15 protein-coding genes are annotated in these 14,100 nt (G+C 48.0%); 5 read left to right on the forward strand and 10 right to left on the reverse strand.

Annotated features, from left to right (window positions below; genetic code table 11):
- Nucleotides 1–14: 14 nt before the first annotated feature.
- From yhaM to HCN83_RS03270, 5 genes are all read right to left on the reverse strand, one after another.
- Entirely contained in the window at nucleotides 15–944 is a 930-nt protein-coding gene (yhaM, locus tag HCN83_RS03250) for a 3'-5' exoribonuclease YhaM (RefSeq protein ID WP_168004885.1), read from the reverse strand.
- Between the two features lie 136 nt (nucleotides 945–1,080).
- Nucleotides 1,081–2,466 (reverse strand): sensor histidine kinase, encoded by a 1,386-nt coding sequence (locus HCN83_RS03255; protein ID WP_168004886.1) that lies wholly within the window; start codon nucleotides 2,464–2,466, stop codon nucleotides 1,081–1,083.
- Nucleotides 2,463–3,134: a response regulator transcription factor gene (locus tag HCN83_RS03260; protein WP_168004887.1), complete on the reverse strand. Its 672-nt coding sequence runs from the start codon at nucleotides 3,132–3,134 to the stop codon at nucleotides 2,463–2,465. The genes HCN83_RS03255 and HCN83_RS03260 overlap by 4 nt, the downstream gene beginning before the upstream one ends.
- Before the next feature lie 142 nt (nucleotides 3,135–3,276).
- Complete coding sequence (locus HCN83_RS03265; protein WP_168004888.1) at nucleotides 3,277–5,631, reverse strand: AAA family ATPase; 2,355 nt, start codon at nucleotides 5,629–5,631, stop codon at nucleotides 3,277–3,279.
- Complete coding sequence (locus HCN83_RS03270; protein WP_168004889.1) at nucleotides 5,628–6,788, reverse strand: metallophosphoesterase family protein; 1,161 nt, start codon at nucleotides 6,786–6,788, stop codon at nucleotides 5,628–5,630. Before HCN83_RS03270 ends, HCN83_RS03265 begins: the two co-directional genes overlap by 4 nt.
- Before the next feature lie 97 nt (nucleotides 6,789–6,885).
- Between HCN83_RS03270 and HCN83_RS03275 the strand changes: the two genes are divergently transcribed.
- On the forward strand, nucleotides 6,886–7,071 hold the full coding sequence (locus HCN83_RS03275) for a YhzD family protein (protein WP_168004890.1): 186 nt from the start codon (nucleotides 6,886–6,888) through the stop codon (nucleotides 7,069–7,071).
- 7 nt (nucleotides 7,072–7,078) lie between these two features.
- Here the strand turns inward: HCN83_RS03275 and HCN83_RS03280 are convergent, their stop codons facing one another.
- The 3 genes from HCN83_RS03280 to HCN83_RS03290 all read right to left on the reverse strand — a co-directional run bounded on the left by HCN83_RS03280 (nucleotide 7,079) and on the right by HCN83_RS03290 (nucleotide 9,367).
- A complete protein-coding gene (locus HCN83_RS03280) occupies nucleotides 7,079–7,510 on the reverse strand; it encodes a PaaI family thioesterase (RefSeq protein WP_168004891.1) in 432 nt (143 codons plus the stop codon).
- Nucleotides 7,511–7,778: 268 nt separating this feature from the next.
- Nucleotides 7,779–8,135, reverse strand: coding sequence for a YlbF family regulator (locus HCN83_RS03285; protein WP_168004892.1), 357 nt, complete (start codon nucleotides 8,133–8,135; stop codon nucleotides 7,779–7,781).
- 92 nt (nucleotides 8,136–8,227) lie between these two features.
- Nucleotides 8,228–9,367 (reverse strand): DUF445 domain-containing protein, encoded by a 1,140-nt coding sequence (locus HCN83_RS03290; RefSeq protein WP_168004893.1) that lies wholly within the window; start codon nucleotides 9,365–9,367, stop codon nucleotides 8,228–8,230.
- A gap of 129 nt (nucleotides 9,368–9,496) precedes the next feature.
- On the opposite strand from HCN83_RS03290, the gene HCN83_RS03295 reads away from it, so the two are divergent.
- The 4 genes from HCN83_RS03295 (at nucleotide 9,497) to HCN83_RS03310 (ending at nucleotide 12,628) form a co-directional block, all read left to right on the forward strand.
- The gene (locus HCN83_RS03295; protein WP_168004894.1) at nucleotides 9,497–9,700 is read left to right on the forward strand and encodes a DUF5342 family protein; all 204 of its coding nucleotides are present in this window, start codon (nucleotides 9,497–9,499) and stop codon (nucleotides 9,698–9,700) included.
- Entirely contained in the window at nucleotides 9,697–10,551 is an 855-nt protein-coding gene (locus tag HCN83_RS03300) for a PucR family transcriptional regulator (protein WP_168004895.1), read from the forward strand. Before HCN83_RS03295 ends, HCN83_RS03300 begins: the two co-directional genes overlap by 4 nt.
- Nucleotides 10,552–10,756: 205 nt before the next feature.
- The gene (locus tag HCN83_RS03305) at nucleotides 10,757–11,848 is read left to right on the forward strand and encodes an ABC transporter ATP-binding protein (RefSeq protein WP_168004896.1); all 1,092 of its coding nucleotides are present in this window, start codon (nucleotides 10,757–10,759) and stop codon (nucleotides 11,846–11,848) included.
- A 138-nt stretch (nucleotides 11,849–11,986) separates the two neighbouring features.
- On the forward strand, nucleotides 11,987–12,628 hold the full coding sequence (locus tag HCN83_RS03310; RefSeq protein ID WP_168004897.1) for a 3'-5' exonuclease: 642 nt from the start codon (nucleotides 11,987–11,989) through the stop codon (nucleotides 12,626–12,628).
- An 86-nt stretch (nucleotides 12,629–12,714) separates the two neighbouring features.
- Here HCN83_RS03310 and HCN83_RS03315 read toward each other — a convergent pair whose 3' ends face one another.
- Together HCN83_RS03315 and HCN83_RS03320 are read right to left on the reverse strand one after the other, a co-directional pair.
- Nucleotides 12,715–13,371, reverse strand: coding sequence for a CoA transferase subunit B (locus HCN83_RS03315; RefSeq protein ID WP_168004898.1), 657 nt, complete (start codon nucleotides 13,369–13,371; stop codon nucleotides 12,715–12,717).
- 16 nt (nucleotides 13,372–13,387) lie between these two features.
- The gene (locus tag HCN83_RS03320) at nucleotides 13,388–14,080 is read right to left on the reverse strand and encodes a CoA transferase subunit A (RefSeq protein ID WP_343033645.1); all 693 of its coding nucleotides are present in this window, start codon (nucleotides 14,078–14,080) and stop codon (nucleotides 13,388–13,390) included.
- Nucleotides 14,081–14,100: the final 20 nt, after the last annotated feature.

Below are 14,100 nucleotides of genomic sequence, written 5' to 3' on the forward strand. Positions count from 1 at the left end.
AATGTTAAATGATGCTACAAATTAGGGTTGTAAAAGGTCCGCTGCTCCATCGCAAAGATCCGCTCCGAAAATTCGCCCGGTGCCGTGCGTTCGAGCGCACGGTCCATCATCGCCATCCGTGCATCAATATTATCAATCATATGGAGCATTTCTGCCTCTCTCGTCATTGGAGGCTTTGGACTCCCCCACTCCCCTTTACCGTGATGAGACAGGATCATATGTTTAAGCAGAAGAATTTCTTCTCCTTCAATCTGCAGCTCGGCGGCTGCTGTTTCGATCTCCACGTGCATCATGGAAATATGTCCAAGCAGTTTTCCTTCCAGCGTATACTGCGTGCCCAGCGGTCCAGTCAGCTCGTTCACTTTCGCAAGATCATGAAGGATAATGCCCCCATAAAGTAAATCCTTATTCAGCGACGGGTAAAGTTCAGCGAAGGAACGTCCCAGTTCAAGCATAGAGACGACGTGATAGATTAACCCCGATGAATATTCATGATGATTTTTTACAGCTGCCGGTGAGGTGAGAAAGGCCTCCTGATGCTTTTTCAGCAGATGTCTGGTCAGCCGCTGAATTTTAGGATTGTCCATTGCAAATAAATACTCATTCACTTTCTCCAGCATCGCGTCTACGCTCATCGGAGCACTCTGCATATAATCCTCAGCCCGTTTATCGTGCGCCGGCCGGACAGACTTTAAGCGCAGCTGGCGCATTCCCCGGTAATCCTGAACATCTCCCTGTACATAAATCACGGTTCCGGTCCGGTAAACGGACTCATCCTCCGGCTTCACACCCCACATTTTTGCTTCAATATCACCCGTCTTATCGGTCATCATTAAAGACAAAAATGGCTTCCCATTGCTGGCTATTCCTTTTTTCGCCTGCTTGATCAGCAGCGCCAGTTCAACCGTTTCTCCTATTTGATAGTAGCCAATGCCTTTTTTCAATGTCGAAACGCCCCTTTATCATTCCATTTCTTCCAGTATAGCACACACGTTCGTCACAACGCACGAAGGGAAAATCCACTAAAACCGGAACAGGAACTGTCAAAAGACAGCTCCTGTTCCAAATAGTGTATGAACCTTATCCATTTGATGCTTCGATTCCTTCTCTCAAAACCGGCTGGTCAGGGAAGCGAACGGTAAATGTGACGCCATCACCTTCATTTGTCACTTCTGCCTGACCGCCATGCAGTTCTGCGATGCTTTTTACGATAGCCAGTCCCAGTCCGAACTGTCCCTTATTCCCTTTTCGGAATGGAGTGAACAGATGCTTCAGCTCATCGTCCGGTATCGACTCTCCGTTGTTGTGTACGTGAATCCGTTTTTCATCACCGGATGCTTCTGCCTTCAGCTCAATCGAATCCACCGCGTAGCGCAGGGCATTTTCGACGAGGTTTTCTAAAAGCACACCCAGCTGATCTTTATCAGCTTCAAACATAATATGGTCTCCTGCTACAGATATCGATACATCCTCGCGCGTCATCCGGAATCGCTGCTCTACCTTATAAGCAATCGATCCGAATGGAAATTCTGTTTTTTCCATCGGCGCTTCTTTCAAAGAATCGAGCTTTGTGTAATAAAGCATATCCTTCACGCGCTTTTCCATACGGTTCGACTCTTCAATGATAACATCCATCGTCTGATCAACATCTTCTTTGGGCGTTACACCATCTTTTACCGACTGAGCATAGCTTTTGACGATCATAATTGGTGTTTTCAGTTCGTGAGAGGCATGCTGCATAAAGGTTTTTTGAGCCGAATCATACCTGATCAGGTTCTGCCTCATCTTTTCAAACTGATTGGAGAGCTTTTCAAAATCTTCGTCGCCATCCCAGTAAAACGGTTCTTTCCAGTTCCGTTCGGCAATTTGCTCAAAATGATTTCCAAGGCTCGTAAGCGGCTGCCTTAAGTAATGTTTCAGCCAGAAGGCGGGCACGAGACTCATCAAGCCTGCAAACAGCATGATATAGCTCAGCTGACCCCAGAGCCGGTCTACCATCTGGTCGCGGTACGTATCCCACATATAGGATATGTGATACGCTTCCCCATTCGTTGTATACACCTTGTAGACAACATAAAAAAGCGTGGCACCATTGTAGGTGAGCTCATATCTGCCGCGCCTCGTCATTTGCTCCTGGGCTCTCGCTCCCATTTCCTGAAGGGCCTCATCCGGCACCGGCTCCCCTTCTCCCTCCAGTGTTGCGAGCTGGTTCATTAGGAAAAAATGAAACACAGAGCGGGCTGCTTCACGCTGTTCGATAAAGTCCATTTCTGTCTGCGGAGGCACAACGTGCTCTCCGCCCGGATTTGCGTACCGCATTTGTTCCTGTTCAATAATGCGGTACGTTTCTTCAGTCAGAGCACTTTTTAATGAAATTGGATAAATAACACCGATCATCAAAGCGACCAGCAGCAAAATGGAAATAAACGAAAACCAGATCCGCTGGGTCAGGTTCAAACGAATCATGATGAGAGAACCCGGTACCCGTATCCGTAAAGTGTTTCAAGATGTATGCGTGGAAGCTTTTTGCGGACACGTCTTACTACGTCATCCACTGCCCGTTCCGACCCAAAATAGTCGGTTCCCCATACGTATTCAATAATCGTTTCCCTCGACAGAGCGTCTCCAATGTGAGAAGTCAGCAAAATAACGAGGTCCATTTCTTTTGTAGTAAGCTCAATATGAGCGTCGCCATCATGCACAGTGCGTGACGTTGGATCAATCGTATAGCCGTTCAGCTCAATTTTATCTTTATCCGCTTCATTTGGAGGGTATACACGGGAGAGCATTTTTTTCGCCCGGATTACCAGCTCTTCTGGAAGAAACGGCTTCGCCAGATAATCATCACTGCCGAGCTCCAGGCCGAGTACGCGATCGAGATCTTTATCACGTGCAGAAATGAAAATCACAGGCGTATCCGCCTCTGCCTTAATCGATTTTAACAACTGATAGCCATCCATGCCGGGAAGCATAATATCAAGAATCCACAGATGCGGAGGGGTTGAGATATGTTCGGACGCGTCTTTTCCGTCCGTAAAGTGCTGAACCTCCCATCCTTCCTTTTCCATGTATGCTTTGATTACTTTCCCAAGATTTTCTTCGTCTTCTACTAAATTAACGGTAAACTGGCTCATACAATTTCCTCCTTCATCAACGGCTCGCTTTTCATATATTTGTTCAGCCGCGGGTGATCATAATGACAGTAGTTTCATCTATTTTAATATACTACGCGTCATTTTGAAAATCCGATGGGTATTTTACACGAAATTCAGTAAATCAGCGCTCCAGGACATGCACTCGTCCGCCTGCAGTCTGCAGCCACTCCTGCTCAATATGTCTGTGGCAGGTAAAGAAAATCAGCTGAGAAGGGTGTGCAGCTGCCTCCTTGAAAAAAGCAGACCTGCGCTCTTTATCCATATTCACAACCGGTTCATCCATGATAAGAGGAAACGTCTCCCGTTCTGCCGTCAGTGACAACCGCAGCGCCGTATACAAAAGCTCCCTCGTACCGCGGCTGAGCTGATCGGGCGAAAAGATGGCCCCCGAATATGTTTCTGCCGAGAACGTTCCGTTATCCGGCATAGAAACCGCTACATAGCGTCCGTTCGTCATTCTCCTGAACAGATCCGAGGTACGCTTCATGACAGCCGGCAGCTTTTCCTCTTCGTACTTTTTTACCAGCTTCTCAACCGCAGCACCTGAAGCTTCGAGCACCGCCCACTTTTTTGCAGCAGCTATTAAGGCTTCCTGACCTTCATGATACTGCTGGGTTAATGCTTCATATGAGCCTTGTTCTTCAAGCTGTTTAATCAGCAGCGTCGTCTCAGCAGACTTTCGTTCGTTCTGAACAGCTTCTGTTTCCAGCTCGTTTAATGAGCGCATAAGACTCTCGTACTCTTCTTCGTCATGCGTTTTCTGGAGTAGCTTCAGAAGCTCCTCTTCTTCCGGTATAAGATCGAGCATGCGCCTGTAGCAGCGGTCTGCCTCTTCTGCCGCGGTCTGCCCTGCTTCAACTCGCATCAACAGCTCTTCAAATACTGAATCGTCAACTTCACCGGACTGTTCTCTTAAACCAGCCATATCTGCTTCCAGTGCAGCCATCCGGGATTCAACCGCCTCCAGCTTCGCCTGTTGATGTTGAAAGCGACGCTCTTCTTCTTCACTCGAAAGGCTGCTGCGTTCAAGACGTTCCAGCTTCAGCTGCAGCATTCCTTCCATTTCTGCCGGTGATGCTGCGTCTTCCGCAAAGGAAACGGCACTCTCCATGAGTGCATCAAGTTTACTTGCGGCAATCCGGTACTCTTTTTCAACAGAGACGATTGCATCTGCTGCTTTATCATAACGCTGTTTTAACGAGAGCAGCTTTTCTTTTTCAGATGCTGAAAGGTGCGAATACGCTGAGTCTGCAATCTCAATGTTCTTGTTTTTCACGATCAGCGTCCCTGCTGCGGAGACGACTGCTGCGATCAACGCCATGAATGCCGTTACGAGTTCAGCTGCGGCAAATCCTGTCGCAGCAATGATAAGAAGCGCTGCTGTCGTCACCCACCAGACGATCTGCGACGGTCCTTTTACTGGTGAAGCTGTTCGTTCAGCAAGCACGTCTGCGGCTGGCAGCTGCTGAAGATGGGCATCAGCTGGATTTTCCCGCTCCAGCGCCAGCTGTTCCTGCTGCAGCTGTTCGAGCGAAGCCCCTGCTTCTTCCAGCTGATTTTCCCAGACTGCCCGTTCAGGAAAGGTCCTCATTAGCGTCCGCAGCCGGGCAAGCTCTGCTTCCTTTTCAAATGGAACAGGCTGTCTCCTGTCACGTTGCAAAGTCCGTTTCTCTTCTTGAAGTTCAGCGTGCAGCTGTTTCATTTCCCGGTAATGGTGTACCGTTTCTGACGGCAGCAGCGGAGATTCTTTCGCTTTCGCCTTCCAATGGAGCCAGCTATCTTTAATCGGCTGCAGTTTTTCCAGCGCCTCATAATCCCGCCGGGTCGATTCAAGTGAGCGGCGTCTCAAAGCGATGCTCGTTCGTTCCTGTTCAAGCAGCGCGCTTTCTTCTTTCAGTCGTTCATAGGTGTCCAGCTCCTGTTCAGCCTTTCTGATCTGCTGTTGGAGCTGATCAAGCTTTGCTGCAGCTTCATTCAGTTCCGTTTTTCTGCCGCGCGGTTTAAAAAGCTTTAACCGTTCTTTGCTGCGCTTTTTATCTTCCTCCATTAATCGCTTTAAACCACTGAAGGACGTATCATAAAGCAAGCTTCCGACCTCTTGTGAATCTTTTTTCTGCATAGCCTGCAGCTGCTCCAGATCCAGTCTGTATAAGGATCGGAACATGTGAAAGCTTAAATCAGGCAGCAGCTCTTCGTTGTAAAGCACTCCGTTCCGATAAACAGTGCATTCACCGCGAATCGTTCGCTTTTGATCCCGCTCAATCATCCAGCTATTCTCATTTCCTTCGAAAAGCAGCGAACCGCAGGCTCCGGTCATCTCCTGATCGTTAAACCCGAACAGAACCCCCTCGATAAAGGAGAGGATTGTTGATTTACCAGCCTCATTTTTACCGCTGAACATTGTTCGTTTATCGAGCTCCCACAGCTGATCTTTCCATTTGTAATAAGATCGGATATAAATACGCGTCAAGTTCAATCGGATCCCCCTCCCCCGACTGTCAGTTCACGCCATACGTCTTGCCAGAAAGTGTCGTCTTCCTGCAGGGTGTCCGGCAGGTGACGTGAGATCACAGGGTGTTTCGTCAGCTGTTGCAGAGGGCCTTCCGCTTTCGTCTCTTCAATCGCTTCGTTCAATTCATTCTGCAATTTAGCAGACAGCGTTTGTGATTCTGCTTCTGTACGGTCATTAACGATGTCCAGAAAAATGCCTGCAGCTTCCGCTTCCTCTGCCAGCATCCTATGAAGATCACCAGCCGAATATCCATGAATCGAAAATATTCCAGTCAGCGTGATAATGTAAAGCGTATTCGGCTCTAGTCCGGAAAAACAGGCCGAAACAAATTTGTCCATCGTTTCAATTCCGGTACAGTCAATGACTACATGTTCGCGCCTGAACGGGGCCGTCTCAATAAACTGCACAGATGGCACTCGTCCTTTTTCCAGCTCCACCATTAAAACACCTTTTGCTCCAGTCTCTTTACGGCTTGCACCAATCATGCTTCCCGGATAATGTATCGGCGGATCTTCCGAGAGGTTGCTGCGCTGATGGATATGACCAAGTGCCCAATAGTCAAAACCGGCTTCTTTCAGATCACGCAGCTGAAACGGAGCATAGTCGTGCGCCCCTCCGGCTGCCTCCTGACCGTGCAGCAGTGCAATGTGGAATCCCCCCTTATTCTCTTTTACGAGTTTTGTCATAGGTGTCGCAGCATGAGCAGAGCCCGAATAGCTGAAGCCATAGAGGTGCACTGTTTCATCACCAGACGGCAGCATCCGCCTTTCTCCTTCTTCAGAAAAAACATGTACATTATCCGGCATCGGCAGGGCAGCACTCCCGCTGATAACCGGATCGTGATTTCCGTGAATCACATACACTGGAATACGACGTCGTGCGAGTTTTTCCAGTTCATTACGCAGATAGCGCTGCGCAGAGAGTGACCGCGTTTCATAATGATATAAGTCACCGCTGATCAGCATAAAATCAACGTGCTCGGATGCGGCTGTTTCGCAGGCGTTTTTAAAAGAAGTCCTGGCTGCCTTCTGGAGCATCGCTTTTTGGTCAGCCGAGGCGGCTGCCGGTATGCTTACCGGCCGATCCAGATGCAGGTCAGCGCAGTGTATAAAACGAATCATAGGTAAGCCTCCTGGAAATCAGTAATGAATACTCATTCATTTTGTGGTAAACTATTAAAAAAGGCTTTCACTCAGATGGCCGACAGGAGGATGATGCATGAAGACGTATTATTTAACCGCCTACAGCACAAAAGGAGACCATCTTCTGAATGAAACACTTGAAGCCGACAACGATGAAGAAGCCGGCAAAGCTGCTCTGGCAAGGCTGAAAGAAGAAGATCTCGAGCACGTGCCGAGCAGACTTGTCCGTTCTTCAGCCGGACTCGTTCATTTTCATCCGTAAAACAGATCTATTCTTTAATGGTATAGAACGTTCCTGATGTTCGGCTCAGAATTTCGCCTTGATCGTCTTCGATCGTGCATTCAGCAAACTGTACCCCGCTGCCTTTCTTAAGAAAGGCAGCTTTTGCGTGCAGAGAACCGCTTCTCGACGTTCGCAGAAACTGGGTTTTCAGTTCGAGTGACACCGAAGGCCTCTCATTAAACGCTGCACATAGATGGCCGAGAGCCGTATCTGCAATGTAAGTGATAATGCCCCCGTGAATAAAACCTACTGGGTTGAACATCAGCTCTGTAACCGGAGCGTCAAGATGCACCTCTTCTTTTTCCTCTATGTAATCAAATGAGAAATCGAATAACGAATATAGAAAGACATCAGGCGATCCGTCTTCGTGTGCTTTCATCGCTTTTCGTACTTTTTCAATCAGTTCTTCTTCGTTCATTCGCTTTTCCTCCCGTTTGCCGCTTTTAACAGCGGTTTCTGCTTCCAGTGTACCACGAACGTGTATTCTGCTGAAACAGAACCTCGTGAATCCAAGCAAACATCGGAAATAACGATGTAAGGACTCGCGTACAATGAATTCCCTGTAAGCCACAATCCATTGCCGGGAATGATTTTTTTGACCTCTGCACATCAGAGAAAGTGCCGGGCTGGTGCTTTTTCTGCATACAAAAACACCGGCTCCCAAAGGGAAACCGGTGCTCCGTTCATTATCCGTTTTGCTCTTCTGTACCGTACAGAACTTCCAGCGGGCTTGTGATGATCTTGTTGATCTCACCAACGAGCTGGCTCATGCGCTGCTCTTCTTCCATGAGCTTCATAATCTGCTCGTGCTGCTGTACAAGCTCAAACTGCTTTTGAGCCTGCTGTACTTCTTCCTCAGAGATTTGCTCTCCCTGCATTTGCTTCTGCTGAAGTTCCATTTGAACGCTGCGGAAATTGTCCAGCATTTTCTTTGCTACTTCATCGCTTTCGATATCTTCATGAAGCTGCTTCAGTGTTGTAAATTCTTCACTTGCCTGCAGCGCTTCTGCAAGCTCGTTGGCCTTTTCAAAGTGGTCTGCCATTCGAAAAATCCTCCTTGGTTTTTCAGCGCCTTTGCGCTGTGCTTTTCAAGCTCCGTTAGACTGTAACATAAATGAACGTGGAATGCATCCTATCAGAAAATAAACAGAATAAAGATGCCCTGAATCAGCCCTACCAAGGCTCCAATTAAACCCCCGAGCACGGCGATCATTTTCAGCTCCCGCTTTGCGATGATTAAAAGCATCTCCTCCAGGCGGGAAAGCGGGAACGTATTCACTTCCTTTGTAACCAGCTCCCTGATTCCGATCTGCTTCATAATAGATTTGATATAGCGCGACAGGATCGTTGAAGCAGATGCCAGTACAGACGGAATCACTGTTTTATTAAGCAGTTCCTCATAGCGCATACTCCATCCTGAAATAGGCCCGCCCCATTCACCGATTACCGGGGCCCGTCCTACAGCTGACTCCGTCAGTTTCGTAAGCCAGCCTTCCATTTTATCATTGCTGATATAATCATCTGCTGACGTTTGCAACATAGTGTTCCATTCACGGTGCATGAGATCGACGAGCAGTTTTTTCGTCTGCTTATCCTGTAAAAAGCGGACGAGCTCCCGGGAGATAATCTCTCCCATCGAGAAACGCTGGGCCAGCCTGCTGAACATCGTTGACACACTTCCTCTGGAACGCAGATACGTTTTCAGCATGCTGTCAAGTTGCTGAATGCCTTCAGGTGAAGCAACATATTCGGTTCCTTTATCAATAATTTGATCTGCCAGAAGCGGAAAATATGATTCACAGCGCTTTTTCCATGTTTCAGGAACCCATTCCTGAAACGGTTCGCGGCTGTATTCCTGAATGATGACGTACAGCCTGTCTGCCAGACCACGCTCTACGGATTTGCGCAGTGAAAACAGCTGATCTTTCACACCGAGATGTTCTTCCATCCATTCATCAAGCGTCCGTTCTTCCTGTAACAGATCTTTAACGCCTTCCTGAAGACGGCTTTGCACCTCTTCAAACAGAACTCCGTCCCGAAGTTTTTCCTGCATCCCTTCCGGTGTGACAAGGTGATCTTCTACGAGCTTTCCTAAATTATCGGCAATCTCCCCACGCCGCTTTGGAATAAGCCCGGGTGTAAACGGAATTTGAAATGATCCGATAAACCATGGACGATAGGGCCTGAACAGCATACGGATCGCTATGATATTTGTACCTCCTCCCACAATTGACCCGATCATGATCAATAGGAGCAGAATAGTCCAGTCACTCATACAATCATCCCCCTGCACGGCTGCTTCTGATAGTATAACGTACGCAACAGGCGAAAACCAACGAATCCTGTTAACGAAGGTGCCTGTTCATGGTACGATAAAACCAGGTTTTATAAGGAGGGACTCGCGATGATTCAGCATTTTCAATGGAAAGAACAGCCTTTTGGCTGGAACTTTCACTTCTATTATAAGCAGGTCAGGTACCGAGGTACTTATCAGAAAGATGGAAAAATTATATGGAAACAACCCGATACGATTGCCGATCAGAGCTTTCTGGAAACCTCTGTTCATGACCTGATGCTTTACCACGTTTATGAGGATCATCAGCAATGAATCGATTCACAGTAACCCGGGGGGCGGAAACGCACCATATCGAAGCTGATCAGCTCACAGCCGAAGAGATGAAGCTGCTAGAGTCGATTCTCGACCGGCAGGATCCATCCCAGGAATTTCCGCTCCCCGACGACCCGCTGGCGCTCTCGCTGCATAAACTGCTCGTGCTTGAAGAAGATGTTCCCGAATCTGCCTGGAGCAGGAAACTATCTTTTCCGCTGCGTGTGATTCATTTTCGATTTCCAAAACAAATCGAAGAACAAGAAGCATTTTCCCAGGCTGCGTCCTCTCTTTTTCCGGGGAGCAGATTCATGCTTTGGAAATCTCATAGGGACAGCATGATTCTTCAGGAAACGGATGATGCTTTTGAAGATGAGCTGAACCTTTCTTCCGTTGTCGATACGCTGGCTGCTGACTTTTTTGTGCGGCCCTCCGTCTGCGTCGGTTCGATGATATTATCTCCACAGATGTTAAAAGAGCATATTGACTGGGAGCATCAGCTGTTTCATGATACAGCTTCCGCCTTCCCTAAAAAGCATACGTTTCTTGAACAGGAACTGCTGCTTTATTTTATGCTGAGCCGATTTACACCGCAGACGATCACCCAGATTCGCCGGCAGCTGAAACCGGTGGAGAACGAAGGTGAGCTGCTTGAATCAGTACGCTGTTTTCTAGAGTGCAATCTGAATATCAGTCTTGCCGCCAAGAAAATGTTTATGCACCGGAATTCCATGCAGTACCGCGTTGATAAATTTATCGAAAAAACAACCCTCGATATCCGTCAGTTCCAAAATGCAGCTGCTGTATACATGATGCTGCTGACGATGCCTTCATCGGGCAGCCGTTCCTGAACGGTACCCGATGAAGACCTTATCAAATTGACCGACATCAATGGTTATTAATAAGATTTTTTTATAAAAGCATCATTCACATGAAAGCGCATGCATCCTGCACAGCCGGATGCATGATTTTTTGTGCACGGTTACCATAGATATGAAAACCCTTACAGGATACACTGGTTACAGATTAGAAAATGAGTTTGTGGGAGGAATTAGAATGGCTGATATTACATTTAAGAATTTGTACAAAATTTACGACGGGGATGTTCAGGCGGTTACCGACTTCAATCTCGATATCGCTGACAAGGAATTTATCGTTTTCGTCGGACCTTCAGGCTGTGGAAAATCGACGACGCTTCGTATGGTAGCCGGTCTTGAAGATATTTCAAAAGGTGACCTTTACATTGGAGACGACCGCGTCAACGATGTGGCACCTAAAGACCGTGACATTGCAATGGTATTCCAGAACTATGCCCTATACCCTCATATGAATGTATATGAGAACATGGCGTTCGGTCTGAAGCTGAGAAAATTCCCGAAGCAGGAGATCGATGAGCGTGTCCGCAATGCTGCAAAAATCCTCGGGCTGACTGAAATGCTTGACCGTAAACCGAAAGCAATGTCCGGTGGTCAGCGTCAGCGTGTTGCTCTTGGACGTGCTATTGTACGAAATCCGAAAGTGTTCCTGATGGATGAGCCGCTTTCCAACCTGGATGCAAAGCTTCGTGTTCAGATGCGCGCAGAAATCATCAAGCTTCACCACCGTCTGCAGACAACGACTATTTACGTAACACACGACCAGACGGAAGCGATGACGATGGCTTCCAGAATCGTTGTTATGAAGGATGGTCTTGTGCAGCAGGTCGGTGCTCCTAAAGACATTTATGACTACCCGGAAAACATTTTCGTTGGCGGATTCATCGGCTCTCCTGCTATGAACTTCCTTCATGGAAAGCTGACCGGAAATACATTCAGTATTGGTGAGCATACCGTTACGATTCCAGCCGGAAAAATGAAGATGCTGGAAAGCTACGACGGAAGAGATCTTGTGCTGGGTATTCGTCCGGAAGATTTCCATGATGAGCCAGTCTTCCTTGATGCTGCTGAAAACAGCCGCTTCACTGCTACAATTGATGTAGCAGAGCTTATGGGTGCTGAGTCTTACCTCTACTCCAAAGTCAGCGATCAGGATTTCATCGCACGAGTCGATTCCCGCACGGATGTAACCGGCGGTACTAAAATTGATCTGGCATTTGATATGAACAAAGCTCATTTCTTCGATCCGGAGACTGAGCAGCGAATCCGCTGATTCCCTGTAACAGGGTTTCAATATTCCCCCTTTTTGAAGCTGTCCCGGCCTTATGGCTGCGGGCAGCTTCTTTTATGCTTTTCGAAGACTGAAGATCGTGCTACACTGAAACAAACATATGTTTGCAGGAGGTCATTTATGAATTTTACTGCGATTGACTTTGAAACAGCTTCCACCGAACAGGGGAGCGCCTGTGCTATCGGACTTGTAAAGGTAGAGAACAGCGAGATCACAGAAGAAGTGTATTCCTTAATCCGTCCTTATACGCCGTATTTTGATCCAAAATGTGTCCGCGTTCACGGCATTACCTGGGAGGATGTGAAAAGGGAACCTACGTTTCACGAGCTTTGGCCTGAAATAGAGCCGCTCATTCAACATCAGCTGCTGATTGCACACAACGCGAGCTTTGACATGAAGGTTTTGCGATCCGCGCTTCAAGTATGGGGTCTTTCCGGTCCATCTGCGTCATACAACTGTTCGGTACAAGTATCCCGCAAAACGTGGCCTGAATTTTACAACCATAAACTGTCCACAGTAGCTCATGAGCTGTCGATTGACCTGAATCATCACCACGCACTGGATGATGCTCGAGCAGCAGCAGCCATTATCATAAAAGCGCAGGAAATCCACAGCGCATTTTCTGAGGAGGCTTTTTTGCAGCAGCTGAACCTCAGTAATGGAACGCTCGCTCCCGGTGTTCACTACACCCCCGCTGCCAATCGGAAGCGAAAGAGGTTAGCCCTTTCGCCAAGCGGCTTTCTAAACCCGTCCGGTAGCTGATGCAGAATGAAAATAAGGCTTCCGCCGGACAGTCCGGCAGAAGCCTTATTCATTCGCATTGGAAGGGCGATCGGCCCCGGTCCGGTTCAGTGACTTCGAGTCAGGCGGTCAAGCGACAATGGAGCACCAGTTGCTTCCTGAATCTCTTCAGGTGTTGAACCGTCGAGTATTTCGTCAAGCACCAGGCCGGTTTCTGTCACATCAATAACCGCTCGTTCCGTAATAATTCGATTGACGACGCCGAGACCGGTCAGCGGAAGAGAGCATTCTTTTACGATCTTCGGCGTTCCGTTCCGGCTTACGTGGTCCATAATGATAATCACGCGTTTGGCACCGTGAACGAGATCCATAGCTCCTCCCATTCCTTTAATCATTTTGCCCGGTATCATCCAGTTCGCCAGATCTCCGGATTCGGAAACCTCCATCGCACCAAGAATAGCAACGTCAATATGACCTCCGCGGATCATTGCAAAGGATTCAGCACTGCTGAAATATGCGGCTCCCTTTGCTTCAGTAACCGTTTCTTTTCCGGCATTGATTAAATCTGCATCGACTTCGCCTGCATCCGGATAGGGGCCGATTCCAAGCAGCCCATTTTCCGACTGCAGCATCACTTTTTTATCAGCTTCCAAATAATTAGCTACCATTGTCGGCATTCCGATACCAAGATTCACGTAATCTCCGTCTTTAATTTCTTTTTCTGCCCTGCGCGCAATTCGTTCGCGCTTCTCCTGTTTATCCATCAGCTCGTCCTCCTCATCAGGCTTCTTTCACCGTCCGCCGTTCAATTCTGTTTTCCTGGACAGCTTCGATCATTCGGTCTACGTAAATACCCGGTGTATGAATCGACTGCGGGTCAAGCGTTCCTGCTTCCTGCAGATGCTCTACTTCTGCAATCGTAACTGCGCCTGCAGCTGCTATCATCGGGTTAAAGTTCTGAGCCGTTTTTCGATAGATCAAATTCCCGTACGTATCACCAGTATGGGCACGCACGATGCTCACATCACCAGTGATTGCATGTTCAAGCACATACTCTTTCCCATTGAACGTCCTGACTTCTTTACCTTCTGCGATCGGTGTTCCAACCCCCGCAGGAGTATAGAAAGCCGGGATTCCTGCTCCTCCGGCGCGCAGTCTTTCTGCGAGAGTCCCCTGCGGAACCAGCTCGACTTCCAGTTCCCCATTGATCACCTGGCGTTCAAATTCCTTGTTCTCACCGACGTAGGACGCATAAATCTTGTTGATCTGCTTTTTTTCAAGAAGCAGGCCAAGTCCCCAGTCATCGACGCCGCAGTTGTTGGATACGATCGTTAAATCTTTAACACCGCTGTCGACGAGTGCTTTTATCACATTTTCAGGTATACCGCAAAGTCCAAAGCCGCCAACGAGAATCGTCGAACCGTCCTTTATATCAGCAGTTATATCTGCCGTATCCGTATATATCTGTTTCACAACGATCATCCTCTCCTGAT

The organism is Alkalicoccus luteus (assembly GCF_012034335.1).
Taxonomy (GTDB): Bacteria; Bacillota; Bacilli; order Bacillales; family Salisediminibacteriaceae; genus Alkalicoccus; species Alkalicoccus luteus_A.